Raw genomic sequence first — 22257 nt, forward strand, 5'->3', positions numbered from 1 at the left:
CGCACTTCTTCGATTGCCGTCCCGGATCCCAGCCCGCCTTCGCATAGGTGAAGCAGCCCGCCGTCGCGCAGGTGAGGCGAGGGTGCTGGAGCCGAAAGGCCCCAGCACCCTCGTTAATTTAACTGCTCCAATTCCTGGCTCACATCTCCAGCCGCCGTTGGGTTTTAGCTCGGACGTTCAGTCAGGCAGTCCCGGTTGAATGTCAGTTGCTGAAGGAGCGCAAGCTCGGGCTTCCCGGGGTTTTGGATTAGACAGCGGCGGAGCCGTGCCCGCGCCAACTCTTCACGGGGGTCAGTTCCGCACAGTACTTCGTCAATGATCTCCTGCGCCTGCCACCGAAGGGACTCAATCGCGAATTGGCGCACGTTGGCAGGGACGTCTTCATCCGGCCAGGGATCGGAACCGTGCCGCATGTCATGGAACATCCGTTCTGCTGACATGGAGCCTCCTTGCACCAATCGGGCGGGCCACTCTGTCCGTCCGGCGTCGAAGCATTGCGCATACGGGAAACCCTACAGCGAGAAAGACCGGTCTGTCTTCCCTCTGAAGGTAAACTGTTCCCACGATGAATTTTGAAGCAGCGCCGGCACCGGACCCTCGGGAACCCATGAGGGTGGCGGGGATGGCTCCTGCCGATTCTGCAGAACGGATCCTGGCCGTTGCCTATGAGCTCTTTTCACGGCGCGGTGTCCGGGACGTGGGCGTGAATGAACTGATTTCACGCTCGGGAGTAGCAAAAGCCACTTTTTACCGTCACTTTCCTTCCAAGAATGACCTGGTCCTGGCGTTCCTCGAGCAGCGAGACCAATTGTGGACGGTCGAGGCGATTGTGGGCCAGGCGAAGCTCCGTGCCGGCTCACCCGCAGAACAGTTGCTGGCCATCTTTGACGTTTTCTCTGACTGGTTCCTGCGCGAAGACTTTGAGGCCTGCTCATTCATCAACGTGCTTCTTGAGATGGGCCCGGCGCATCCGCTGGGCAGGGCCAGCATCGATTATCTCGCCAAGATCAGGGGACACGTGCAGGCATTGGCCGAGGAGGCCGGGCTGCAACGCACCGAGGAATTCGCCCGGTCCTGGCACATCCTGATGAAGGGGTCCATTGTGTCAGCCGCAGAAGGTGACACCGGAGCTGCGCATCGCGCCCAGCAGATGGCAGGCTGGCTGATCGAACACCACCGCAACTAGCTCCCCTCGGCGCGAACGAACACTTGGGGCCCGGCGCGTCGGGGCCCCAAGTGTTCGTTCGCGCCGGCTGGAGAGCGTCAGTCGCAGCGCCATTAGTCAGCTTGCTTATGACTTTTGCGTTTCCTAGGCTGGATGGTGTCAGGCAAACAACTCTCGAAGCGGGCATCGCTGCGCGCCAAAAGCGTGCCGTCCCCGCCTCACGCGAGGAGGAACAATGTCAGAACACAGCATCGCAGGCAAGAGGGTGGCATTCCTGCTGACCGACGGCGTCGAGCAGGTGGAGCTCACCAGCCCGTGGCAGGCCGTGAAGGAAGCGGGCGGCCAGCCCATCCTGGTGGCACCGTCCAGTGGCCGCCTGCAGGGCTACAACGGCACCGACAAGGGCGATACCTTCAACGTGGACCTCACCGTGGCGGAAGCCAACGCCGCCGACTTCGACGCCCTGGTGCTGCCGGGCGGAGTGGTGAACGCAGACCACCTCCGGGTGGACAAGGACGCTCAGAACTTCACGCGGAGCTTCTTTGAACAGCACAAGCCAGTGGCCGCCATCTGCCACGGGCCGTGGCTGCTCATCGACGCCGGTGTGGTCCGCGGCCGCAACGTTACCTCTTACCACACGCTTCAGACGGACTTGAAAAACGCCGGGGCCAACTGGAGCGACGAGGAAGTGGTGGTGGACCAGGGCCTGGTGACCAGCCGCAGCCCGAAGGACCTCGACGCCTTCAACAGCAAAGTGATGGAGGAAATCTCGGAAGGCCAGCACGCCGGCCAGACAGCATAGGCCAGTTGTTCCCTCAGGATTAAGAAAAAACCCGTGCGGAGGAATTACTCCAACCGGTAGAGTGTTGGAATCTGCAGCGACGAGGCTCGCTGTCACCACTGAATCCAAAACTCCCTGAGGGAACACCCATGTCTACAGAAGTATCTTCGAACGCCGCCGGAGATCCCATGCAGGCTTCCACCGTGAAGCTGTCCGCGCCGGAGAAGATGTCCCGGGAGTCGGTGACAATCATTGCCACCCTGCTGGTGGCAACGTTTGTGGTGATCCTCAACGAGACCATCATGAACGTTGCACTGCAGCGGCTGATGGTTGACCTTCGGGTTGACGCGCCCACGGTGCAGTGGCTTTCCACCGGCTTTATGCTGACCATGGCCGTGGTCATCCCCACTACCGGATTCATTCTGCAGAGCCTGTCCACGCGGGCCGTTTTTATGCTGGCGATGGGCCTTTTCGCCGGCGGCACGGCCCTGGCCGCGGTTGCGCCCGGGTTTGAGCTGCTGCTCCTGGCCCGCATCATCCAGGCCGGCGGCACGGCCATCATGCTTCCGCTGCTGATGACCACCATCCTCACGCTGGTTCCCGTGGCCAAGCGCGGTGCGGTGATGGGCAACGTCAGCATTGCCATCTCGGTGGCGCCGGCTATGGGCCCCACCGTTTCAGGGCTCATCCTGGAGCACTTCACTTGGCGTTTTATGTTTGTGTTTGTCCTTCCGGTCGCGCTCGCCGCGCTGGCCATCGGGGCGAAGTACCTCACCAACGTGGGCGAAAGTGAGAAGACGAAGCTCGACTTCCTCTCCGTCGTCCTGACCATTCCCGCCTTCGGCGGCGTGGTTTACGGCCTCTCCCAGATCGGCGGCGGCCATGGCGGGCAGGCCGGCCCCGGCCCGGCAGCCATTGCGGCCCTGGTCATCGGTGCTGCCAGCCTCGCGGTGTTCGTGCTGCGCCAGCTCCGGCTGCAGAAGGCCGACGCTCCGCTGCTGGACCTCCGGGCGTTCAACTTCCGAATGTTTACGGTGTCGGTGCTGCTGATGGTGGTGGCCATGATGGCCCTCTTCGGCGGCGTGATCCTGCTGCCGCTCTACCTGCAGGAGATCCGCGGCCTGGGCTCCCTGGAGACAGGGCTCGCGCTGCTGCCCGGAGGCCTGGCCATGGGCCTCCTGGGCCCGGTCATTGGGCGGCTGTTCGACAAGGTGGGCCCGTTGCCGCTGACCGTGACCGGGTCCGTCCTGATGGTGCTGTCCCTGTGGCAGTTCTCCATGCTCGACGCCGGCACGCCAGTCTGGTGGATCGTTACCCTTCACATCGGGCTGAGTTTCGGCCTGGCGCTGCTGTTCACACCGGCGTTTACCACCGGGCTGAACCCGTTGCCGCCGCACCTTTACTCGCACGGTTCGGCCATCATGAGCACCACCCAGCAGGTAGCCGGAGCCGGCGGAACGGCACTGTTGGTGTCCATCTTCGCCGTGGTTTCGGCCACCTCGGGCCTCGTTGCCGGGATGAGTGCCGCTTTCCTGACGGCCGCGGTGATAGCCGTCGCCGCCGTCGTGCTTTCCGCCATGATGCGCAAAACGGAAGGCGCCACCCCCGGCCACTAGCGCGATTCCTGCACCCCTGCGCTAAGCGCGAACGAACACTTGAGGCCCTGCTTTTCAGCGAAAGCGGGGCCTCAAGTGTTCGTTCGCGCAGGGAGTATCAGCCGGCGAAGAAGTCCCGGAGCTCGGTGATGAGCTTGTCCGGTGCCCGGATGACGCCGTCGTGGCCAAAGCCGGGCAGGATGGTGTAGCTGGACCCGGACAGGACATCGTGGATCTGGCCGCAGGCCACGCCGAAGTACGCCGGACTCTTCTCGCCCACGATAATCAGGGTTTCCAGCGGCAGTGCCAGGAACGGCTCGGCAGGCATGTCAGCCGCGATGATGGCCTTGATTTCACGGACGCCGGTGCGCATCAACTCGCGCTGCTGCTTTCCCAGGTGTGTGCCTGCCGTGAGCTTGTTCGCGATGGTGAGCATGGACAGCGGCATCCGGGCGAAGGTGCCGCCGGTCTCCAGTCCCTTGCTCAACACGGCCAGGGCACGGTCGTCGTCGCCGGCCGCGGTGGCCCGTTCGTACTCGGCAGTCCAGTCAGCCTTAACGCTGTGGTTCACGGAAACGGCGGGATCGTAGACCGCCAGCCGCTCCACCGGAAGGGTGCGGGCAGCGTGCAGCGCCACGGCACCGCCGAAGCTGTGGCCGAATACGTCCGTGCTGGATGTGTGCTTCATGACCACGTCAAGGTCGCGGATATCCACGTCAAGGGTGTAGTCCTCCGGCTGCGGAGAGGAAGAGCCGCGGCCCCGGCGGTTGAATGTGTGGACCGGCCGGCCCAACGCGGCACTGAGTTTTTGCGCAAACTTGGTGTAGTCGGCGGCCGTCACCATGGAGGGCGGAACAACCACTACGCCTGAACCGGCTGAGGTCAGTTCCGAGCCGGTGGAAAATACCTCCAGCGTGCCGCCGTCTGGGGTCCTGATGTTCTCACGCGTCATGTTCCGAGCCTAGCGGAAGGTACCTGAGTGCTGGCAGCAGTCTTCGCTCTGTGCGCGGAAAAGTCGCCGCCGGAGGGCTCAGCCCTTGAAGTATTCAGAGATGTCCGTCACCAGTTCCTCCACGGCCGCGGGGATGGACCCATGAAAACCCTTGGGGGAGAGTTCGTAGGTGCTCCCGGGCACGGCAGCATGCAGGCGCTGGGCCGTCACTTTGTAGTAGCCGGGGCTCTTGCCGCCCACCATAAAGTGCGTGTTGGCAGGAAGGACCCCGAAGTCACGCACATGCTCGGCTTCGTCGTAGGCTGCGCGCAGTTCGCCCACCCCGCTGGGCATCAGTTCCCGGAACATCCGGTTGACCTTGGTCCGCGAGACAAGGGCCATCAGCCCCGCCAGGACCGGCTCCGGGATCTTGGCGAGAGCGGAACCCGGCTGCATGCCCTTTTTGAGCCGGGCGAGTGCATGACCCACGTTGCCGGCGTTGACGGCCTGCTCGAAATCGTTCAGCCAGGAGGTGTCCAGGCTGCCGTCGATGTTCACGGCGGCGTCGTAGACCGCCAGTTTGTCCGGTTCGTAGGCGGTTCCCGAGAACTCCTGCACGGCATTGAGTGCCACCGAGCCGCCCAGGCTGTGGCCCAGGATGTTTCGGACGCCGGTGGTGTCCATGACAGTGCGGACGTCGGCGATTTCGGTGGCCATGGAATACCCTGGCGGCTGTTCGCTGGACCTGCCCCGGCCGCGCCGGTCATAGACGTCAACAGCCCAGCCCTCGCCGAGGCCCCTGGCCAGCGCGATCGAGAACGGACGATAGATGAGAGCGGTAAGGAAGGCGCCGCCGATAACCACCACACGGCGTTCTCCCGGCGCGTCCACGGCGCCGTAGCTGTACAAAGCCAGCCGGCCGCCGTCGTGCGTGGGAACTGCCTGTTCTTTCACGCTCCCATCCTAGGCAGGTCCATCCCAGGCGGGCCCATCCTGGCCCGGTCCATCCTGGGGGTCCATCCCAGGGGGAGGGGAAGCCTTACCCGCCCGACCGGCCGCCCCTGGGCCGCCGGCGCCCAAGCCTGCGGACCTCGCTGTCGCCTCCGTTGATGAAGCGCGCCACGCGCACCGCAAGGCCTTTGCCGGGGCGGATCGGGCCCTCGTGGAGCTGGCCGGGCACCACGGCGAACTGGATAGACGGAACCGCCGCGGCGAGCTCCCGGCCCGTCTGCGCGAAGTATGCCGGGCTCCAGCCGCCGCTGAGCATCAGGATGGGGATGTTGAGTGAGGTGAAGTCCTCCAGTTCGGCATCGGCGTCAAGCACCGCCCGCATCTCCGCGACGGCGGTGGGCAGCAGTTGCCGCATTTCCGCACCCACATTGGTCCGCGCGGACAGTATGCTCAGCATCCGCAAGGCGCCCAGCGGCAGGTAGGAGACCGGACCGGCGGTTGCAAGGCCCTGCACCAGGTGTGCCCAGGCATGGTTGAGCTGGCCAGCGGTCACCGCGTCCTCCAGCTCGGGCCGCCACCGGTGGCTCAGGCTGCCGGAGAGGGACACTGCGGCGTCATAGGTCACCAGCCGGCCCATCGGCAGTGTCCGGGCGGCCTGCAGCGCCACAAACCCGCCGTAGCTGTGGGCCACCACGTCCGTTGACCCGGTCTCGCGCATCACCGCCGCCAGATCGCTGATCTCGGTTTTCACCGAATAGTCGGCCGGCTGCGGCGCGGACCCGCCCCTTCCGCGCCTGTTGTAACAGTGCACGGGCCTGCCCAGCAGGACACTGAGCTTCCGGGCGAAAGGCCGGTAGAGGGCATCGGTCACCAGGGTGCCGTGGATGAGTACGACGCCGGGAGCGCCAGCCGTCGTCGGCTCGCCGCCTGTGGGGGTGCTTGCCCCCGGAACCATCAATGCAGCGGAACGGGCCCTGCCGAGGGTCCCGGCCCTGAGGCTACCGGCCGGAGTCAGGAACGAGTGAACGTCCAGGCGGCCGCCGTCTTCCGTTTCAACTGTCCAGGTCTCCACAGCCCGAGTCTAAGCCCCCGCTGCCGCCGGAAGCCCGGCACCCGAAGTCCCGGTAAACTTGGGGATTGTGACTTCCCAAAACGCACCCGCCCCCAAGAATGCCCCCGAGCCGCTCGACGCCAGCGAACAGATGCGCATCCGCATGGAAAAGCGCGCCAAGCTGATCGAGCGCGGCACCGAGGCATATCCGGTGGGTGTGGAGCGCACGCATTCCCTCACGGAGATCCGTGAGAAGTACGCGCACCTGCAGGCTGATGAAACCACCGGTGACATCGTGGGTGTGACCGGCAGGGTGGTGTTTGTCAGGAACACCGGCAAGCTCTGCTTCGCCACGCTTCAGGAAGGCGGCGTGGACGGCAAGGGCACCCGGCTGCAGGCCATGCTGAGCCTGGCCGCCGTGGGCGAAGAAGCGCTCGCGGACTGGAAGGCCCTGGTTGACCTGGGCGACCACGTGTTCATCAAGGGCGAGGTGATTTCCTCCCGCCGCGGTGAACTTTCAGTGATGGCAGAATCCTGGTCCATGGCTTCCAAGGCGCTCCGCCCGCTGCCTGTCCTGCACGCGGAACTGAACGAGGAAACCCGCGTCCGCCAACGCTACGTGGACCTGATGGTGCGCGACGAAGCCCGCGAAATGGTCTATACCCGTGCCGCGATCACCCGTTCCATCCGCGAGAGCCTCCACCGCCACAATTACGTGGAGGTGGAAACCCCCATCCTGAACCTGGTTCACGGTGGGGCCCTGGCCCGCCCGTTCGAGACGCACATGAACGCGTTCGACCAGAAGATGACGCTTCGCATCGCCACCGAGCTTTACCTCAAGCGCGCCGTGGTGGGCGGGATCGACCGGGTCTACGACATGGGCCGGGTTTTCCGCAACGAGGGCGTGGACTCCACCCACAGCCCGGAGTTCACCACCCTTGAGTGCTACGAGGCCTGGGCGGACCAGTTCGTGATGGCGGACCGCATCAAGGAAATCATCCTGGACGCGGCAGACGCTGTGGGTGCCGGGCGCACCCTGCAGACGGAGGCCGGGGAGATCAACCTCGACGGCGACTGGGCCTGGCTGTCCGTCTACCCTGGGCTTTCCGACGCCGTTGGCCAGGAAGTCACCCCGGAGACGTCCGTTGAGGTGCTGCGCGAAATCGCCGAAAAGCATGAGGTCAAGGCCGATCCCAAGTGGGACGCCGAAAAGCTGGCGGTTGAACTCTTTGGCGAAATCGTGGAGCCCACGCTGCTGAATCCCACATTCGTCTACGACTACCCACCGTCCGCCCAGCCTCTGGCCCGCCCGCACCGGAAGGACGGCCGGCTGATCGAGGCCTGGGACCTCATCATCGGCGGCATGGAACGCGGCACCGCGTTCTCTGAACTGATCGACCCCGTCATCCAGCGTGAGCGTCTCACCGAGCAGTCCCGCCACGCCGCCGCCGGCGATGACGAGGCCATGCAGCTGGACGAGGACTTCCTCCGGGCCCTCGAATACGGCGCCCCTCCTATGGGCGGTATCGGCCTCGGGATCGACAGGCTGGTCATGCTGTTCACCGGCGCCGGCATCCGGGAGACAATCCTCTTCCCGCTCCTTAAGCCCGAGGTGAACTAACGCGTGGAATACGTCGCGGTACTCCTGCCCTCCCTGGTTGTTGGCCTGCTTTTCTGGTTCGCCATGAAATCAATTTTTAATGCCGATAAAGCGGAGCGGCGGGCTGAAGCCCGGGCTCAGGCTGAAGCAGAAGCCCGCCAAACGGACACTCCGAACGGGCCGGAAACGGATACCAATAAATAAAACGACCGGACTTTCTCGTGAATATCCACAGGAACCATTCGGCGCTTTGACGCGTTGCCATACCGAGGGTCATACTTTTTACAGGAACATCCTGCTTTTGCCGAAAACCCGAACCCTTTCCAAGAGGAAGACAATTTAATGGCACAGAAAGTAAACATCATCCTCGTAGATGATCTGGATGGGGGAACCGCGGACGAGAATGTCCGTTTTGGCCTCGATGGGGTCAGCTACGAAATTGATCTGTCCGCAGCCAACGCCGCCGAGCTCCGATCGGCGCTGGAGCGGTATGTGGCCGCAGCCCGCAAAACATCCGCGGGCCGCGCCACCCGAACAAAAGCCGCATCGGGCGGGCGCGCCAATGACTCTGCGCAAATCCGTCAGTGGGCACGTGAAAACGGCTACACGGTTAACAGCCGGGGCCGAATTCAGGCTGAAATCCAGGAAGCCTACCAAAAGGCCAATTCCTAGTATCCGGCACCCTTAGGCCGCTTTTAGCCCGGTCTTCGTCCAATGGCGGGGACCGGGTTTTTTGTGCTCTGAATGAGTTATCAACCGTGCCGGCTTGGGGGCATAAAAAACCATTGCTGCCATTGGGGCGCAAGTGTACGGTGAGAACAATCATTGGCTGATTCCTTCAAAGTCTGCCGGTGGCGGGGTTTGAGCTTCCGGTCCGGGACGCCCTCGAATTTTGGCCTCATGAATCGATGCTTGGTGGGGGTCTTTAGTGCCCAAGAAAATTGCGTCCCGAGGGGCTGAGTCAAGATTCAGCCCGGGCGGAGGCCGCGAAGTGGATGTCCTGGCGGCGGGAGCGCCGTCGTCGTCCGCTGTTGCCTGTCCCGGGGACTCCACTCCGGACGTCATCGAACAGACTGTGGCCGCGGATCCTGCAGGGAATTCACGCTCGAACTGGATGACGGGACTGTGCACACCGCTCTGTTTGACTTCCGCAAGTAACCCCGCCGGAAGTACCCTCAGGTTATTCCCGGCCCGTCACGGTTTCCCCTGTGGCGAACACGCTCCACTTTGCCGGGTCCGCCACGTAGCATCAAAGTACGTCGTAGCTAGGAGTGTGGCGAAATGTTTGAGCGATTTACGGACCGTGCCCGTCGCGTAGTTGTGCTTGCCCAAGAAGAGGCACGCATGCTGAACCACAATTACATTGGTACCGAACACATCCTCTTGGGTCTGATCCATGAGGGTGAGGGCGTTGCCGCCAAAGCTCTTGAGTCCTTGAGCATTTCGCTCGACGGCGTTCGCGAGCAGGTGCAGGAGATCATCGGCCAGGGCCAGCAGGCCCCGTCCGGGCACATCCCCTTCACCCCCCGCGCCAAGAAGGTGCTGGAACTCTCGCTGCGCGAGGCCCTGCAGCTTGGCCACAACTACATCGGCACGGAGCACATCCTGCTGGGACTCATCCGTGAGGGTGAGGGCGTTGCCGCCCAGGTGCTGGTGAAGCTCGGTGCTGACCTCAACCGTGTCCGCCAGCAGGTCATCCAGCTCCTCTCCGGCTACCAGGGCAAGGAAACCACCGGCGCAGGCGTCGGTACGGGCCAGCCCGAAGGTACCCCGGCCGGTTCGGTTGTCCTGGACCAGTTCGGACGCAACCTGACCCAGGCTGCGCGCGAGAACAAGCTGGATCCGGTGATCGGTCGCGAGTCGGAAATGGAACGCGTTATGCAGGTCCTTTCCCGCCGCACCAAGAACAACCCGGTCCTGATCGGGGAGCCCGGCGTTGGCAAGACGGCCGTCGTCGAGGGCCTGGCCCAGGCGATTGTCCGCGGCGACGTCCCGGAAACCATCAAGGACAAGCAGCTGTACACCCTGGACCTCGGGTCCCTGGTGGCCGGCTCCCGGTACCGCGGTGACTTCGAAGAGCGCCTGAAGAAGGTCCTCAAGGAAATCCGCACCCGCGGCGACATCATCCTCTTCATTGATGAGATCCACACCCTGGTTGGTGCAGGTGCCGCCGAGGGCGCCATCGACGCCGCGTCCATCCTGAAGCCCATGCTGGCCCGCGGTGAACTGCAGACCATCGGTGCCACCACCCTGGACGAATACCGCAAGCACATCGAAAAGGACGCAGCGCTGGAGCGCCGCTTCCAGCCGATCCAGGTCAAGGAACCCTCCGTTGCGCATGCGATCGAGATCCTCAAAGGCCTGCGGGACCGCTACGAGGCACACCACCGCGTCACCATCACCGACGGCGCCCTCGCCTCGGCCGCCAACCTGTCGGAACGCTACATTTCGGACCGGTTCCTGCCGGACAAGGCGATCGACCTCATCGATGAAGCCGGTGCACGGCTGCGTATCCGCCGCATGACCGCTCCGCCCGAGCTGAAGGCCATGGATGAGCGGATCGCCAAGTTGAAGATGGAGAAGGAATCCGCCATCGACGCGCAGGACTTCGAAGGCGCCGCTTCGCTCCGGGACAAGGAGCAGAAGCTCATCACCGAGCGTTCGGAGAAGGAACGCCACTGGAAGTCCGGCGGCATGGACGATATTTCCGAGGTGGATGAGGATCTCATCGCCGAGGTATTGGCCAACTCCACTGGCATCCCGGTGTTCAAGCTGACGGAGGAAGAGTCCTCGCGCCTGCTGAAGATGGAAGACGAGCTGCACAAGCGTGTGGTGGGCCAGAACGAGGCCATCAAGTCCCTGTCCCAGGCAATCCGCCGTACCCGCGCAGGACTCAAGGACCCCAAGCGGCCCGGTGGATCGTTCATCTTCGCCGGCCCCACCGGCGTCGGCAAGACCGAGCTGGCAAAGGCCCTGGCCGAGTTCCTGTTCGGTGAAGAGGACGCCCTCATCACCCTGGACATGTCCGAGTACTCCGAGAAGCACACCGTCTCGCGGCTCTTCGGTGCCCCTCCGGGCTACGTGGGCTACGAGGAAGGCGGACAGCTGACCGAAAAGGTCCGCCGCCGTCCGTTCTCCGTGGTCCTGTTCGATGAAGTTGAGAAGGCCCACGCGGACCTCTTCAACTCACTGCTCCAGATCCTGGAAGACGGCCGCCTGACCGACTCCCAGGGCCGCGTGGTGGACTTCAAGAACACGGTGATCATCATGACCACCAACCTGGGCACCCGGGACATCTCCAAGAGTGTTGCCACCGGCTTCCAGTCCGGTACGGACACGCAGACCGGCTACAACCGGATGCGCGCCCGTGTGACGGAGGAGCTCAAGCAGCACTTCCGCCCGGAGTTCCTGAACCGTGTGGATGACGTTGTGGTGTTCCCGCAGCTCACCCAGGACGAGATCGTCGAGATCGTGGACATGTTCGTGGGCCGCCTGGAAAAGCGCCTCAAGGACAAGGACATGGGCATCGAGCTCACCACCGCGGCCAAGGTCCTGCTGGCAACGCGAGGCTACGATCCCGCCATGGGTGCACGGCCGCTGCGCCGCACCATCCAGCGCGAGATCGAGGACCAGCTCTCCGAGAAGATCCTCTTCGGCGAGATTCACGCCGGGGACATCGTGGTGGTGGATGTGGACGGCGAAGGCGACGACGCCAAGTTCACCTTCGCCGGTAACGCCAAGCCGCGCATCCCTGAGATCGCACCGAGCGTCTAAGCACCAACCCGAAGGCCCCGCCACTCCCGCAAAGGAGCAGGCGGGGCCTTTCGCTTGTTAAGCTCCCATCCGGTCAAAGGCTGAGTCCGGTGCGTGGTCGGGGCGCTGCCGTGGTTCTGTCCGGTGCCGGCCATCAGAGATTTCCCGGCGCCTGCTCGTTCCTCGCTTTGACGGCGCCTACATAAATCCCTGATGCCCGGCACCTCGTGCGCGGACTCACCTTGGCTCTATACGCTGGAGCCTGACATGAGCGGCCTTGGCCCGCTTGAGCGGTGCTGCCCAAAGCCGCTCATGCGGGGCAGAACCGTTCGTGCGGGGGATCTGTTGGCTGGGAAGCGTTCTTGCGCCACAAGCGAGGGTGCCGGGGGCATTTGTGTAGCTTGCGTCAAAGCGACGAAGGAGCAGCAAGCGGCAAATGCCGCCGGTGCCGGAGCGAACCCAGCCACAGCAACGCACCCGAGCGACACTCGTGCTCGGCGCGGGGCTTTGTGATGCGGGGCACAGTCGGGTTGAATCGGGTACATGGCTAACCTGAACCCGGCGATCCCGGGCGAGCAACCTTTGACCCCTTTCCATGACCTGGACCATTACCTGGCTATCCCCCGGGTGAGCGGCCTTGCCCTAAGCCCGGACGGGCGGAGGCTGGTCACCACCGTCTCCACCCTCAACGGCAAAGGCACCGAATTCGCCACAGCGCTTTGGGAGCTTGACCCCACGGGCGAAAAGCAGGCCCGGCGGATCACCCGCAGCGCCAAAGGAGAGGCCGGGGCCGTCTTCGCAGCCAACGGCGATGTCTACTTCACCTCGGCCCGGCCGGACCCGGAAAGCCCCGACGGCGATCCCGTCAAGGCCCTGTGGCTGCTCCCGGCAGGCGGCGGCGAGGCCAGGGTAATTCTCTCCAGGCCGGGCGGAGTGGACAAGGTCCTGTCTGCCCGGGACGCCGACGCGACATTCGTTATTGCCGAGATCCTGGCCGGTTCCACGGACGAGGACAATGATGCGGAGCGGCGTAAGGCCCGCAAGGACAACAAAGTGGCCGCCATACTGCACAGCGAATATCCGGTGCGTTATTGGGACTCGGACCTGGGCCCCGGCCAGCCGCGGATCTTCGCCGTCGATGAGGGCCAGGACGAAGAGGCGGGAAAGCCTGCCACGGTGGATGCTGCCCCGCCGCGCGTCCTTCGCAACCTCACCCCCCACGCAGGGCCCCGGCTGCGGGAAGCGGAAACGGTGGCCAGCCCGGACGGCAGGACCATTTACACGAGCTACACGAGGCCGTTGGCGAAGGCAGAAAGCCGTTCGGTGCTGGTGGCCGTGGATGTGGCTTCCGGCAACCGGAATGTGCTGCTGGACGAGGAAGGCATGAGCTACTTCCCCGGCCCGGTCAGTCCGGACGGCAACACGCTGGTTGTGGTCAGCGAAAGCGACACCACCCCGCATCAGGCGCCGCAGGTCAAGCTGAACCTTCTGGATGTTTCCGGCCGGCTGGATTCACCCGGCCAGACAGGGGGCGCCGCCCGCCTCACCGCGCTGGTTCATGACTGGGACCGCTGGGCAAGGCCCGCCGCCTGGCTCCCGGACGGTTCAGCACTGCTGGTCACAGCGGACGACGACGGCGCGTCGCCGGTCTTCCGGATCAGCCTCCCGGCGTCTGCTGCTGAAGTGAGCGTCACGAGGCTGACGCAGGATGCGGCGGCGTACACCGACGTCGTGGTGTCACCGGAAGGACGCACCGCGTATGCGCTGCGCAGCTCCTACGCCTTCCCGCCGGAAGCCGTTCGGATCGACCTGGAAACGGGTGAGGCAACGCGCCTTCCGGCGCCGGCCGAACGGCCTGCGGTTCCGGGCCGGCTGGAACGGCTGGCGGCGACGGCGGCCGACGGCGCACGGGTGCCTGCCTATCTGGCTCTGCCAGAGGGAGCATCGGCCGATGCGCCTGCGCCGATGCTGCTGTGGATCCACGGCGGCCCGCTGGGATCCTGGAACGCCTGGACCTGGCGGTGGAACCCGTGGCTGCTCACAGCGAAGGGCTATGCGGTCCTGTTGCCCGACCCCGCGCTGTCCACAGGTTACGGGCAGTCGTACATCCAGCGCGGCTGGGGGGAATGGGGCAAGGCTCCCTTTACTGACCTGATGGCCGCCACGGACGCCGCTGAGAGGCGCCCCGACATCGATCCGACCCGAACCGCGGCCATGGGAGGGTCCTTTGGCGGCTACATGGCCAACTGGGTTGCCGGGCACACTGACCGCTTCAGGGCAGTGGTCACCCATGCCAGCCTGTGGGCCCTGGACCAGTTCGGGCCCACCACTGACGATTCGCAGTACTGGCTGAGGGAAATGACCGAGGAGATGGCCATTGAGAACTCGCCGCACCGCCATGTGGAAAAGATCAGCACGCCCATGCTGGTGATCCACGGGGACAAGGACTACCGGGTGCCCATCGGTGAAGGCCTGCGGCTCTGGTACGAGCTGTTGTCCAAATCCCAACTGGCCGCCGACCGGGACGGCCAGACTCCGCACCGCTTCCTGTACTTCCCCGACGAGAACCACTGGGTCCTGCAACCGCAGCATGCCAAGGTTTGGTACGGCGTCGTGGAAAGCTTCCTCGCCAAGCACGTGCTGGACGAGGAGCTCCCGGTACCGGCCGAGCTGGGTCTCTAAGCTCCTGCTCGGAGGCTGGGACATTTCCCGCGTGCTGCTGGTTCCTCGCTTTGACGCACGCTACAGGAATGTCCCAGCCTCCTTCGCCTCGTACCGGTATCGGAGCGCTCCAAGCGGCCCAGTCTTCGAGCCGGACGCTGCGGCCATAGGATTGAACCTGTGACTGACTCCTTCCGTATCCGTCCTGCCCGCACTAGTGATGTGGCCGCCATCAAGAGACTGGTGGCGCCGCTGGCTGAGCAGCGGATCCTGATGGCCAAGGAGACGGTGGCGTACTACGAGAGCCTGCAGGAGTTCCGGATCGCCGAATCGGACGACGGCGACGTCATCGGCTGCGGCGCTTTGCACGTGATGTGGGAAGACCTGGCAGAGGTGCGCACCCTTGCCGCCTCAGACGCCTGGCGGGGCAGGGGCGTTGGCCATGTGCTGGTGGAGAGTCTTCTGGAGGAAGCGCGTCAGTTGGGCGTGGGAAGGGTCTTCTGCCTCACGTTTGAGGTGGACTTCTTCAAGCGCCACGGCTTTGAGGTGATGGCGGACCAGACGGCGGTGGACCCGGAGGTGTACTCGGAGCTGCTGCGCTCGCACGACGAAGGCGTGGCCGAGTTCCTGGACCTCGCGCGCGTAAAACCCAATACCCTTGGCAACACGCGAATGATCAAGTTCCTCTGAACAGGTCCTTCGTTGCTCCCTGAGCACGGAGAGACAGGGCCAGAATGACGCGGTGATAATGCATGATTTTTATAGTCTTCACATTGGTCGATTCGATGGATAAACTGCTGGGAGCTTGCTGGGGAGCAAACCCCGACTAATGAAAGCACCTCATGCACATCCTCTCCTCCCACACGGAAAAAACCGAGCTTCAGCTTCTGGTCCGTGGGCTCGTGTATGCCCCCGGCGACCCCCACTATGACGCGGAAGTGGCAGCGTTTAACCTCGCCACCCGCCACACCCCGGACCTGGTACTGAGCGCAGTCAACGCCGACGACGTCGTGGCCGCGGTCCGGTGGGCAGCCGCCCGCGGTATGTCCATTTCAGTCCAGTCCACTGGCCACGGAGCCGCCAACGCCATTACCGATGGCCTGCTTATCAGTACCCGGCTGATGCTGGAACTCTTCATCGATCCTGACGAGCGGACGGCGCGCGTCGGCGCCGGGGTGCGCTGGCGGGACGTCCTCAGGGCAGCTGCGCCCTACGGGCTGATGGGCCTGCACGGCTCCAGTACCGACGTCGGCGTTGTTGGCTACACGCTGGGCGGCGGTTTGCCGCTCCTGGGGCGGAAGTACGGCTTTGCCTCCGACCATGTGCTGGCATTCGACGTGGTGACCCCCGATGGCGTCCTGCGCCGAGTGGATGCAGCAAGCGACCCGCGGCTGTTTGCCCTGCTCCGCGGCGGCAAGGGGAACTTCGGCATTGTCACGGCCATGGAGTTCTCGCTGTTCCCGGCCGGTGAACTCTTCGCCGGCGGCATCTTTTACGACGGCGGTCACTCCCGGGATGTGCTGGCAGGGTTCCGCGAGTGGATCCGGCATCTTCCCGCCGAGGCTTCCGCCTCCCTGGCATTCCTCCGCCTGCCGGACATGGAGGAAGTACCGGCGTTCCTCCGCGGCAAGTTTGTGATGCACCTCCGGTTCGCCTGGCAGGGCGATGCGGCTGAAGGAGCTCAAATCTTGGCGCCGATGCGGGAGGTGGCTCCGGTCCTGCTGGACGGGGCAGGCCCGCTGCCGTACGCGCGGGTGGACGAGATCCACGCAGACCCGGAACGCCCGGTTCCTGTCCGGGAAGGCGGCATGCTGCTGAGGGATCTGGACGCGGGCCTTGAGGACGCGCTGCTCCGACTGGCTGGACCAGGCAGCACCGCGCCGCTCCTGTTGGCTGAAATCCGGCTGATGGGAGGAGCGCTGGCCAGGCCATTAAATGCCGAGGTGGCCGGCTTCGACTACGTGGGTGGACGTGATGCCGCACTGTCCTTCTTTGCGGTGGGCATCATGGTGCCGCAGCTCGCGCACCTGGTTCCGGCAGCCATCCAGGAAGCCCGGGAGGTCCTGGAGCCTTTCGGCACGGGCGGTACGGCCGTCAACCTGCATGGGCACCTTACGTCGCCGGAACTGGCCTCCCGCGCCTGGCCGGAAGCTGCCCGGGAACGGCTCAGCAAGGCCAAGGCTGAGCTGGATCCAAAGAATTTGTTCCGTCACGGCCATGCAATCCAACCAGCGGCAGGACAATTGCGGACCTTCGTCGCTTAGCAGGCGAGCCTCCCGGGATTGGCATTAGACTATTTGATGGATAAACTGCCAGGGATCGCAGTTTCAGGGATTCGCGTGAAAGGGACAGTCATGGGGGCTGTCCCTTTCGTCGTGAGCGGCACAGAGCCTCAAACTACCCTCGTCCCGGTGGCGGTAGTAGGGTCAAAGTGACATCCTCCAGGAAGCACCCCACGTCCCAGGAGCTCCGCCGTGAAAAAACTTATCAACGATCCGCGCAGCGTTGTGGACGAATCCGTGGAGGGCTTCGGACTTGCCTACGCAGACCTGGTAAAAGTCAGCACCGACCCCACTTTCGTTGTCCGTGCAGACGCGCCGGTGGTTGGGAAAGTGGGACTGGTTTCAGGGGGCGGCAGCGGACATGAACCCCTCCACGCGGGCTTCGTGGGGCGCGGAATGCTCGACGCCGCTGTGCCCGGCGCGGTTTTTACCTCGCCCACTCCTGACCAGATCCTTCCGGCGACGCTGGCGGTTAACTCCGGCGCCGGCGTCGTCCACATCGTGAAGAACTACACCGGTGACGTCCTCAATTTCGAAACAGCGGCTGAACTGGCAGAGGCAGAAGGGATCCAGGTCCGTGCCGTCCTGGTGAACGATGACGTTGGGGTGGAGGACTCGCTCCATACCGCTGGCCGGCGTGGCGTGGGCGGAACCGTGCTGGTGGAAAAAATAGCGGGCGCAGCCGCCCAGCGGGGGGACGGCATGGATGCCGTTGCCGCCATCGGTGAGCGTGTGAACAGCAACGTCCGCAGCATGGGCGTCGCGCTGTCCGCCTGCACCGTCCCGCATGCAGGATCGCCGAGCTTCGACCTGGAGGATAACGAGATCGAAATCGGCATCGGGATCCACGGCGAACCCGGCCGGCACCGCATCCCGATGGAGCGTGCGGATGGGATCACCGACCGGCTGTTGCAGCCGGTGCTGGACGATCTGGGTGTGGGCGCGGGGGACAGGCTGCTGCTGTTCGTGAACGGCATGGGCGGGACACCCCTGAGCGAGCTCTACATTGTCTACCGCAGGGCGGCACAGGTGATTGCCGCCAGGGGAGCCACCGTGGAGCGGAACCTGGTGGGGAACTACATCACCGCGCTGGAAATGCAGGGCTGCTCCATTTCCGTGCTGCGGCTGGACGACGAGCTTATTGATTTGTGGGATGCCCCCGTTCACACGGCTGCCTTGCGCTGGGGCGTGTAGCCATGATGCTGGATGTGAACTGGGCCGTTAGATGGCTGACCCTATGCGCCCAGGCCATGGCGGCACACCGGCTTGAACTCATCGAACTGGACCGCGCCATCGGGGACTCGGACCATGGGGAGAACATGGACCGCGGCTTCCAGGCCGTCCTGGAAAAACTTGCCGAGGCGCCGCCGGAAACTCCCGGTGCCGCATTCAAGCTGACCGCCATGACGCTGATGTCCAAGGTGGGAGGCGCCGCGGGCCCTCTGTACGGGACTGCTTTCCTGCGCGCTGCCACCTTTCTCGGAGACGCCATCGAGGTGGACCCGGCGGCCCTGGCAGGTGCCCTCGCCGCCGCCCGTGACGGCATTGTGGCCAGGGGCAAGGCTGAGACGGGGGACAAAACCATGGTGGATGCGTGGACTCCCGCTGTTGAGGCCGCACAGGCGGCGGCTGCCGACGCCGACGGCAACGTCCTGGCAGTGCTGGTCGCTGCCGCCGAGGCGGCCGAGGCAGGTGCAGCGGCGACGGACCCGCTGGTGGCACGCAAAGGCCGGGCCAGCTACCTGGGCGAACGGAGCGTTGGGCACCGTGACCCAGGCGCCGCCTCCAGCGCGCTTATTTTCCGGGCTGCCGTTGGGGCTGCCGCGTGACGGTCCGCATCGTGGTGGTGTCCCATAGCGAAAAGATTGCCGACGGCGCCGTGGAACTTGCCGCCCAGATGGCGCCCGACGTCGTGATCGTGGCAGCCGGGGGAACCCCGGAGGGACGCATCGGCACCAGCCTTGAGAAGGTTTTGTCAGCGCTGGAGCAGGCCGCGGGCGGGGACGGCGTGGTGGTACTCACCGATCTGGGGTCGGCTGTTATGACAGCGGAATCGGCGCTGGAACTTGCGGAGGATCCGGCCGGGGTGCTGCTGGCCGACGCGCCCCTGGTGGAAGGGCTGGTGGCTGCCGCGGTCGCAGCCCAGGGAGGTGCCGACGCCGAAGCCGTGAAGCGCGCCGCCGAGTCCGCCTACGGTTCGGCTTTGCCGGCAGCCCCCGGGCCGGTCCCCGCAGAGAGCGCCGTGTCGCAGGGGTCGGTAACGGGTGCCGGCCCCGATTTTACCGGCGACTTTGAGCTCATCAACCAGGCCGGCATGCACGCCAGGCCGGCCGCCAAGATCGCGGGCGGCCTCTCGTCCCTGGACGCCGAGGTCAAGGTCAACGGGGTGGATGGAGCGTCCATGACCGGGCTCATGACCTTGGCCGCGGGCCGGGGGTCGGTGCTGCACGTGGAAGCCTGGGGTGCCGACGCCGAGCGGGCCGTGAACTACGTTGGCGGCCTGGTGCAGGCAGGATTCGGCGAGCCCTAATGCACCCGGAGTTTTTGTCCAGATGCGGCGGGTTGGAAGGCCTTAAACCCGCCCGACCTGGACAAAAACTCGAGGGGAGGGGGCACCGATGGCAGGCGCCGGGACCTGGTCCCGATCGCACACCAGGTTTCCGTTCTCGACGGCGAGCCTCGCCACCTGGATCGAGGACCGCCGGCTGCTTTCCGTCGGGTGGTCCTGGCCGGGCCGCTCAGGATGGGTGAAGTAGAAGATCCATGCGTCGTCGCCGTCGACCACCACGTCTGCGTGGAGCCCCGGGCCCTCATCGTCGGCTCGCGCATGCTTGTCGCCAATTGAACCGCCGAGGATCGTCCCCGCCGGCTCCCAGTTGTCCAGGTCATCGGAGCGGAAAGCCAGCTGACCGCTCCAGCTGTCCACGATCAGCCAGTAGAACCCTTGGAAGAAGAAGACGTTGGGGCCTTCATGGCCGCCAGGCGTGGACAGCACCCGGCCCCGGACCGTCCAGGTGTAGAGGTCCTCGCTGTCCGCCGCCCAGGTCTCCGAACCCCGGTGCTGGTCCTTGTACCACATCCTGAATCCACCCTGCGGGAGTTCGATGATGCAGGCATCAATGACGTTGTTGGAGCTCAGCGCGATGGGGCCATGGTGCTGCCAGGAGATGAGGTCTTCGCTGGTGTAGTGGTGAATCAGCGTCTCTTCGATGGCGCAGCCCAGCGGAATCCCCTGGATGTAGCTGACGTACATGTGGAAGGTCCCGTTGTTCTCGAATACCTCGGGAGCCCAAAAAGTGTTGTGGCCCCACTCAAAGTCGAGACCCTCAAGGGTTCCGCGGTACCGCCAGGTGGCGCAGCCATCCGTTGACGACGCCACCCCCAGCTTTGAACCGAACAGCCAGCTGATCCCCTGCGCATGCCGGACGGTAGTGGGCCTGTTGGTGTAGATCATCCACCACGACTGCTCATGCGGATTGTAGATCAGGACAGGGTCCGCTGCCCCGTCTTCCAAAGGGTCACGGTACAGCGGGGCAGGCGCGGGGGCAGGGCTGGGGTGCACGGGAATCTCCGAAACGCTGGATGTTGTTCCGGTTAATATACATCGTTGTAGATCCTGCGTACACGCCAACAATCCCCGGGACTTCCGTCCCGGGACTGAAGGCTAAAGCTTTAGCTGCAGAATTTGCTGAACGTGCCGCCGGCAGCTTCGTAATCCGCCTGCAGGCCCGAAAGCTTTTCCTCGTCAGGGGTCTCTTTCGCGGACTCGTCCGTGTACTCGATGATCGACTGCAGCGCGGACTTCAGGTCATCAGAGGCCACTACCTCGATGGGCCGGAACTGGTTGGCCATCCGGGTCATCCCGCTCTTGCCAACGGGTGGGTTCGCCACAACTGACTTGATCCGGTCGCAGGTTTCGGGGGTGCTCAACTGAGTGGATGCGGTGCAGGCCGAAGCGGAGAGAACAAGCCCGGTGGCGAGCAGGGCGGTGGTGAGTTTCTTCATGCTTCCCACACTAGTTGATTCGAGGTTTCATCCCGCCTCCGGAGCTGGTGCCTCTGTCTTACACCCTCGGCCGCAGCCCTTCTGCATTGAGTTCGACCGAGGCGGAGACAAACCTTCCACAGTGCTCGCCGTAGGGAAAATCGCCGCGGGGCCTGAAGTCGAGCGTACGTACGGGCAGGGCTGATCCGTCTGCTGCTGTTCCGCTGGCCGTCAGTGCCATCGGGGACTCGGTGAGGGAGTCCAGCATCAGATTCCCCATCAGGGTCCCGTCAGGTGACGCTGTGGCGGAGCAGACGCCGTCGGAGGTGCAGCCCTGGTCAATGGACACTGTCCCGGGGTAGAGCTCAAGGTCCGCTTCCTTGCAGGCGCCGTCCTGGCACGCTTTAAGGTGAAGGGTTTTCACCTGGGGGGCGTACTCGCGGGCCACCGTCACGGAGACCACGGACGCCTGGGCGATCATGGGGCACGGCACGTCGTAGGGGTAGCAGGCGGAGGTGAGAACCGTCGTCGTAATCAGTGTCAGCAGTACTCCGGACTTGCCCATACTTCAGGGTAAAGCCGGCGGGCTGCCGGCCTCCCGGCTACCAGAGAACTGACGCAAACATCGTTACGGCACCGGCGCCGAAAATGACCATAATGAGACCGAATGAGAACCTTCCCTTTGACACCAGGAAGACCGGACGCGTGGATTCAGCGGGGTTGGCCGGGTTGTAAATCACCGGTATGGGACTGCCGATGATTTCCTGGTCCATCCCATAGATGTCCGACTGGCCCAGCCAGCGCCGGCCGCCGGCGTCAGTGAACTCATAGGAGGGGGCGAACCGGTGGCCGCCGTTGCTGCCGGGGCCGTCTTTGCCATGAAGATTCCCCGTGACAGTGGCATAGGTGGCCACCCAGCCACGCAGGATGCTGCGCCGGCGGAAGGAAGCAGCCAGCGACAGTCCCACCAGCAGCAGCCCCGTGGCGGCAAAAAGGCCCGGGACGACAACAAACACGGCCTTGATGGAGTCCATCGCCTAGTCCACCGGAAAGATGTTGATGAAGTTGAACAGAAGGATGGAAAACACCACCATGAAGGGGATGAGGCAGCCCACTATTTTTTTGGAATCGGAGACGACCTGGAATGACTGGTTGGGGTTGAGCGGGTTGTAGATCACCGGCACGAGCGACCCCGGCTGGGGCGGGTTGACCCGCGAAACCTCCGATTCACCTACAAAAAGCGTGCCGTGCGGATCTGTGAACTGGTAGGTGGGGAAGTAGCACCTGCTGGCGGGCGAGCTGCCAGGGCTCCTGTTCCAGCCGGCCACGCTCCCTGTCACGGTGGCCTGCACCCGGGGCCAGCCCACGGCCTGCTGCTCGCGGCGTTTGGCCTTCCGGAGCAGATGGAGGGTGGCCAGGCCCGCGCCAACAACCCACAGCGCCCCAATGATGTACAGCACGATCTTCATGTTTTCCCCCAGTTCAGGTCACCCAAAAGTATGC

22 protein-coding genes are annotated in these 22257 nt (G+C 64.4%); 13 read left to right on the forward strand and 9 right to left on the reverse strand.

Annotated features, from left to right (window positions below):
* Positions 1 to 164 precede the first annotated feature (164 nt).
* Complete coding sequence (locus F8G81_RS01755) at positions 165 to 440, reverse strand: hypothetical protein (protein WP_267277330.1); 276 nt, start codon at positions 438 to 440, stop codon at positions 165 to 167.
* 125 nt (positions 441 to 565) lie between these two features.
* Between F8G81_RS01755 and F8G81_RS01760 the strand changes: the two genes are divergently transcribed.
* The 3 genes from F8G81_RS01760 (at position 566) to F8G81_RS01770 (ending at position 3562) form a co-directional block, all read left to right on the forward strand.
* Positions 566 to 1186, forward strand: a complete 621-nt coding sequence (locus F8G81_RS01760) for a TetR/AcrR family transcriptional regulator (protein ID WP_416377090.1) — start codon at positions 566 to 568, stop codon at positions 1184 to 1186.
* Between the two features lie 214 nt (positions 1187 to 1400).
* Positions 1401 to 1967, forward strand: coding sequence for a type 1 glutamine amidotransferase domain-containing protein (locus F8G81_RS01765; RefSeq protein ID WP_267277331.1), 567 nt, complete (start codon positions 1401 to 1403; stop codon positions 1965 to 1967).
* Positions 1968 to 2095: 128 nt separating this feature from the next.
* A complete protein-coding gene (locus F8G81_RS01770) occupies positions 2096 to 3562 on the forward strand; it encodes a DHA2 family efflux MFS transporter permease subunit (protein WP_267277332.1) in 1467 nt (488 codons plus the stop codon).
* A 97-nt stretch (positions 3563 to 3659) separates the two neighbouring features.
* On the opposite strand, the gene F8G81_RS01775 is transcribed toward F8G81_RS01770, so the two are convergent.
* The 3 genes from F8G81_RS01775 to F8G81_RS01785 form a co-directional block, all read right to left on the reverse strand.
* Positions 3660 to 4493: an alpha/beta fold hydrolase gene (locus F8G81_RS01775; RefSeq protein ID WP_267277333.1), complete on the reverse strand. Its 834-nt coding sequence runs from the start codon at positions 4491 to 4493 to the stop codon at positions 3660 to 3662.
* 78 nt (positions 4494 to 4571) lie between these two features.
* On the reverse strand, positions 4572 to 5426 hold the full coding sequence (locus tag F8G81_RS01780; RefSeq protein WP_267277334.1) for an alpha/beta fold hydrolase: 855 nt from the start codon (positions 5424 to 5426) through the stop codon (positions 4572 to 4574).
* Between the two features lie 85 nt (positions 5427 to 5511).
* On the reverse strand, positions 5512 to 6495 hold the full coding sequence (locus F8G81_RS01785; protein ID WP_267277335.1) for an alpha/beta fold hydrolase: 984 nt from the start codon (positions 6493 to 6495) through the stop codon (positions 5512 to 5514).
* 67 nt (positions 6496 to 6562) lie between these two features.
* On the opposite strand from F8G81_RS01785, the gene lysS reads away from it, so the two are divergent.
* From lysS to dhaM, 10 genes are all read left to right on the forward strand, one after another.
* Entirely contained in the window at positions 6563 to 8095 is a 1533-nt protein-coding gene (gene lysS / locus F8G81_RS01790) for a lysine--tRNA ligase (RefSeq protein WP_416377091.1), read from the forward strand.
* Between the two features lie 3 nt (positions 8096 to 8098).
* Positions 8099 to 8278, forward strand: a complete 180-nt coding sequence (locus tag F8G81_RS01795; protein WP_267277336.1) for a hypothetical protein — start codon at positions 8099 to 8101, stop codon at positions 8276 to 8278.
* A gap of 138 nt (positions 8279 to 8416) precedes the next feature.
* Positions 8417 to 8746: a histone-like nucleoid-structuring protein Lsr2 gene (locus F8G81_RS01800; RefSeq protein ID WP_267277337.1), complete on the forward strand. Its 330-nt coding sequence runs from the start codon at positions 8417 to 8419 to the stop codon at positions 8744 to 8746.
* Positions 8747 to 9355: 609 nt separating this feature from the next.
* Positions 9356 to 11848 (forward strand): ATP-dependent Clp protease ATP-binding subunit, encoded by a 2493-nt coding sequence (locus F8G81_RS01805; RefSeq protein ID WP_267277338.1) that lies wholly within the window; start codon positions 9356 to 9358, stop codon positions 11846 to 11848.
* A gap of 522 nt (positions 11849 to 12370) precedes the next feature.
* Positions 12371 to 14509, forward strand: coding sequence for an alpha/beta hydrolase family protein (locus tag F8G81_RS01810; protein ID WP_267277339.1), 2139 nt, complete (start codon positions 12371 to 12373; stop codon positions 14507 to 14509).
* A gap of 159 nt (positions 14510 to 14668) precedes the next feature.
* Positions 14669 to 15178, forward strand: a complete 510-nt coding sequence (locus F8G81_RS01815; RefSeq protein ID WP_267277340.1) for an amino-acid N-acetyltransferase — start codon at positions 14669 to 14671, stop codon at positions 15176 to 15178.
* 152 nt (positions 15179 to 15330) lie between these two features.
* Positions 15331 to 16752 carry an FAD-binding oxidoreductase gene (locus F8G81_RS01820; protein WP_267277341.1) on the forward strand — a complete coding sequence of 474 codons (1422 nt, stop codon included), beginning with the start codon at positions 15331 to 15333 and terminating at the stop codon, positions 16750 to 16752.
* A gap of 210 nt (positions 16753 to 16962) precedes the next feature.
* On the forward strand, positions 16963 to 17964 hold the full coding sequence (gene dhaK / locus F8G81_RS01825; RefSeq protein WP_267277342.1) for a dihydroxyacetone kinase subunit DhaK: 1002 nt from the start codon (positions 16963 to 16965) through the stop codon (positions 17962 to 17964).
* A 2-nt stretch (positions 17965 to 17966) separates the two neighbouring features.
* Positions 17967 to 18599, forward strand: coding sequence for a dihydroxyacetone kinase subunit DhaL (gene dhaL / locus F8G81_RS01830; protein WP_267277343.1), 633 nt, complete (start codon positions 17967 to 17969; stop codon positions 18597 to 18599).
* A complete protein-coding gene (gene dhaM, locus F8G81_RS01835) occupies positions 18596 to 19300 on the forward strand; it encodes a dihydroxyacetone kinase phosphoryl donor subunit DhaM (protein WP_267277344.1) in 705 nt (234 codons plus the stop codon). Before dhaL ends, dhaM begins: the two co-directional genes overlap by 4 nt.
* Before the next feature lie 42 nt (positions 19301 to 19342).
* On the opposite strand, the gene F8G81_RS01840 is transcribed toward dhaM, so the two are convergent.
* From F8G81_RS01840 to F8G81_RS01860, 5 genes are all read right to left on the reverse strand, one after another.
* The gene (locus F8G81_RS01840) at positions 19343 to 20332 is read right to left on the reverse strand and encodes a hypothetical protein (RefSeq protein WP_267277345.1); all 990 of its coding nucleotides are present in this window, start codon (positions 20330 to 20332) and stop codon (positions 19343 to 19345) included.
* Positions 20333 to 20442: 110 nt separating this feature from the next.
* Positions 20443 to 20775 carry a hypothetical protein gene (locus tag F8G81_RS01845; protein WP_267277346.1) on the reverse strand — a complete coding sequence of 111 codons (333 nt, stop codon included), beginning with the start codon at positions 20773 to 20775 and terminating at the stop codon, positions 20443 to 20445.
* Positions 20776 to 20833: 58 nt separating this feature from the next.
* A complete protein-coding gene (locus tag F8G81_RS01850; RefSeq protein WP_267277347.1) occupies positions 20834 to 21319 on the reverse strand; it encodes a hypothetical protein in 486 nt (161 codons plus the stop codon).
* 37 nt (positions 21320 to 21356) lie between these two features.
* Positions 21357 to 21788, reverse strand: a complete 432-nt coding sequence (locus F8G81_RS01855) for a DUF3592 domain-containing protein (protein WP_267277348.1) — start codon at positions 21786 to 21788, stop codon at positions 21357 to 21359.
* 3 nt (positions 21789 to 21791) lie between these two features.
* Positions 21792 to 22223: a DUF3592 domain-containing protein gene (locus tag F8G81_RS01860; protein ID WP_267277349.1), complete on the reverse strand. Its 432-nt coding sequence runs from the start codon at positions 22221 to 22223 to the stop codon at positions 21792 to 21794.
* Positions 22224 to 22257: the final 34 nt, after the last annotated feature.

The sequence above is a fragment of the Arthrobacter sp. CDRTa11 genome (assembly GCF_026427775.1).
In the GTDB taxonomy this organism is placed as follows: domain Bacteria; phylum Actinomycetota; class Actinomycetes; order Actinomycetales; family Micrococcaceae; genus Arthrobacter.

Excerpts from the sequence above, each read along its gene's own strand:
- F8G81_RS01775 (WP_267277333.1), bottom strand. The coding sequence starts at position 4,493 with ATGACGCGTGAGAACATCAGGACCCCAGACGGCGGCACGCTGGAGGTA.
- F8G81_RS01770 (WP_267277332.1), top strand. The coding sequence starts at position 2,096 with ATGTCTACAGAAGTATCTTCGAACGCCGCCGGAGATCCCATGCAGGCT.
- F8G81_RS01810 (WP_267277339.1), top strand. The coding sequence starts at position 12,371 with ATGGCTAACCTGAACCCGGCGATCCCGGGCGAGCAACCTTTGACCCCT.
- F8G81_RS01860 (WP_267277349.1), bottom strand. The coding sequence starts at position 22,223 with ATGAAGATCGTGCTGTACATCATTGGGGCGCTGTGGGTTGTTGGCGCG.
- F8G81_RS01820 (WP_267277341.1), top strand. The coding sequence starts at position 15,331 with ATGCACATCCTCTCCTCCCACACGGAAAAAACCGAGCTTCAGCTTCTG.
- F8G81_RS01855 (WP_267277348.1), bottom strand. The coding sequence starts at position 21,788 with ATGGACTCCATCAAGGCCGTGTTTGTTGTCGTCCCGGGCCTTTTTGCC.
- F8G81_RS01805 (WP_267277338.1), top strand. The coding sequence starts at position 9,356 with ATGTTTGAGCGATTTACGGACCGTGCCCGTCGCGTAGTTGTGCTTGCC.
- F8G81_RS01760 (WP_416377090.1), top strand. The coding sequence starts at position 566 with ATGAATTTTGAAGCAGCGCCGGCACCGGACCCTCGGGAACCCATGAGG.
- F8G81_RS01850 (WP_267277347.1), bottom strand. The coding sequence starts at position 21,319 with ATGGGCAAGTCCGGAGTACTGCTGACACTGATTACGACGACGGTTCTC.
- F8G81_RS01755 (WP_267277330.1), bottom strand. The coding sequence starts at position 440 with ATGTCAGCAGAACGGATGTTCCATGACATGCGGCACGGTTCCGATCCC.
- F8G81_RS01765 (WP_267277331.1), top strand. The coding sequence starts at position 1,401 with ATGTCAGAACACAGCATCGCAGGCAAGAGGGTGGCATTCCTGCTGACC.
- dhaL (WP_267277343.1), top strand. The coding sequence starts at position 17,967 with ATGATGCTGGATGTGAACTGGGCCGTTAGATGGCTGACCCTATGCGCC.
- F8G81_RS01845 (WP_267277346.1), bottom strand. The coding sequence starts at position 20,775 with ATGAAGAAACTCACCACCGCCCTGCTCGCCACCGGGCTTGTTCTCTCC.
- F8G81_RS01800 (WP_267277337.1), top strand. The coding sequence starts at position 8,417 with ATGGCACAGAAAGTAAACATCATCCTCGTAGATGATCTGGATGGGGGA.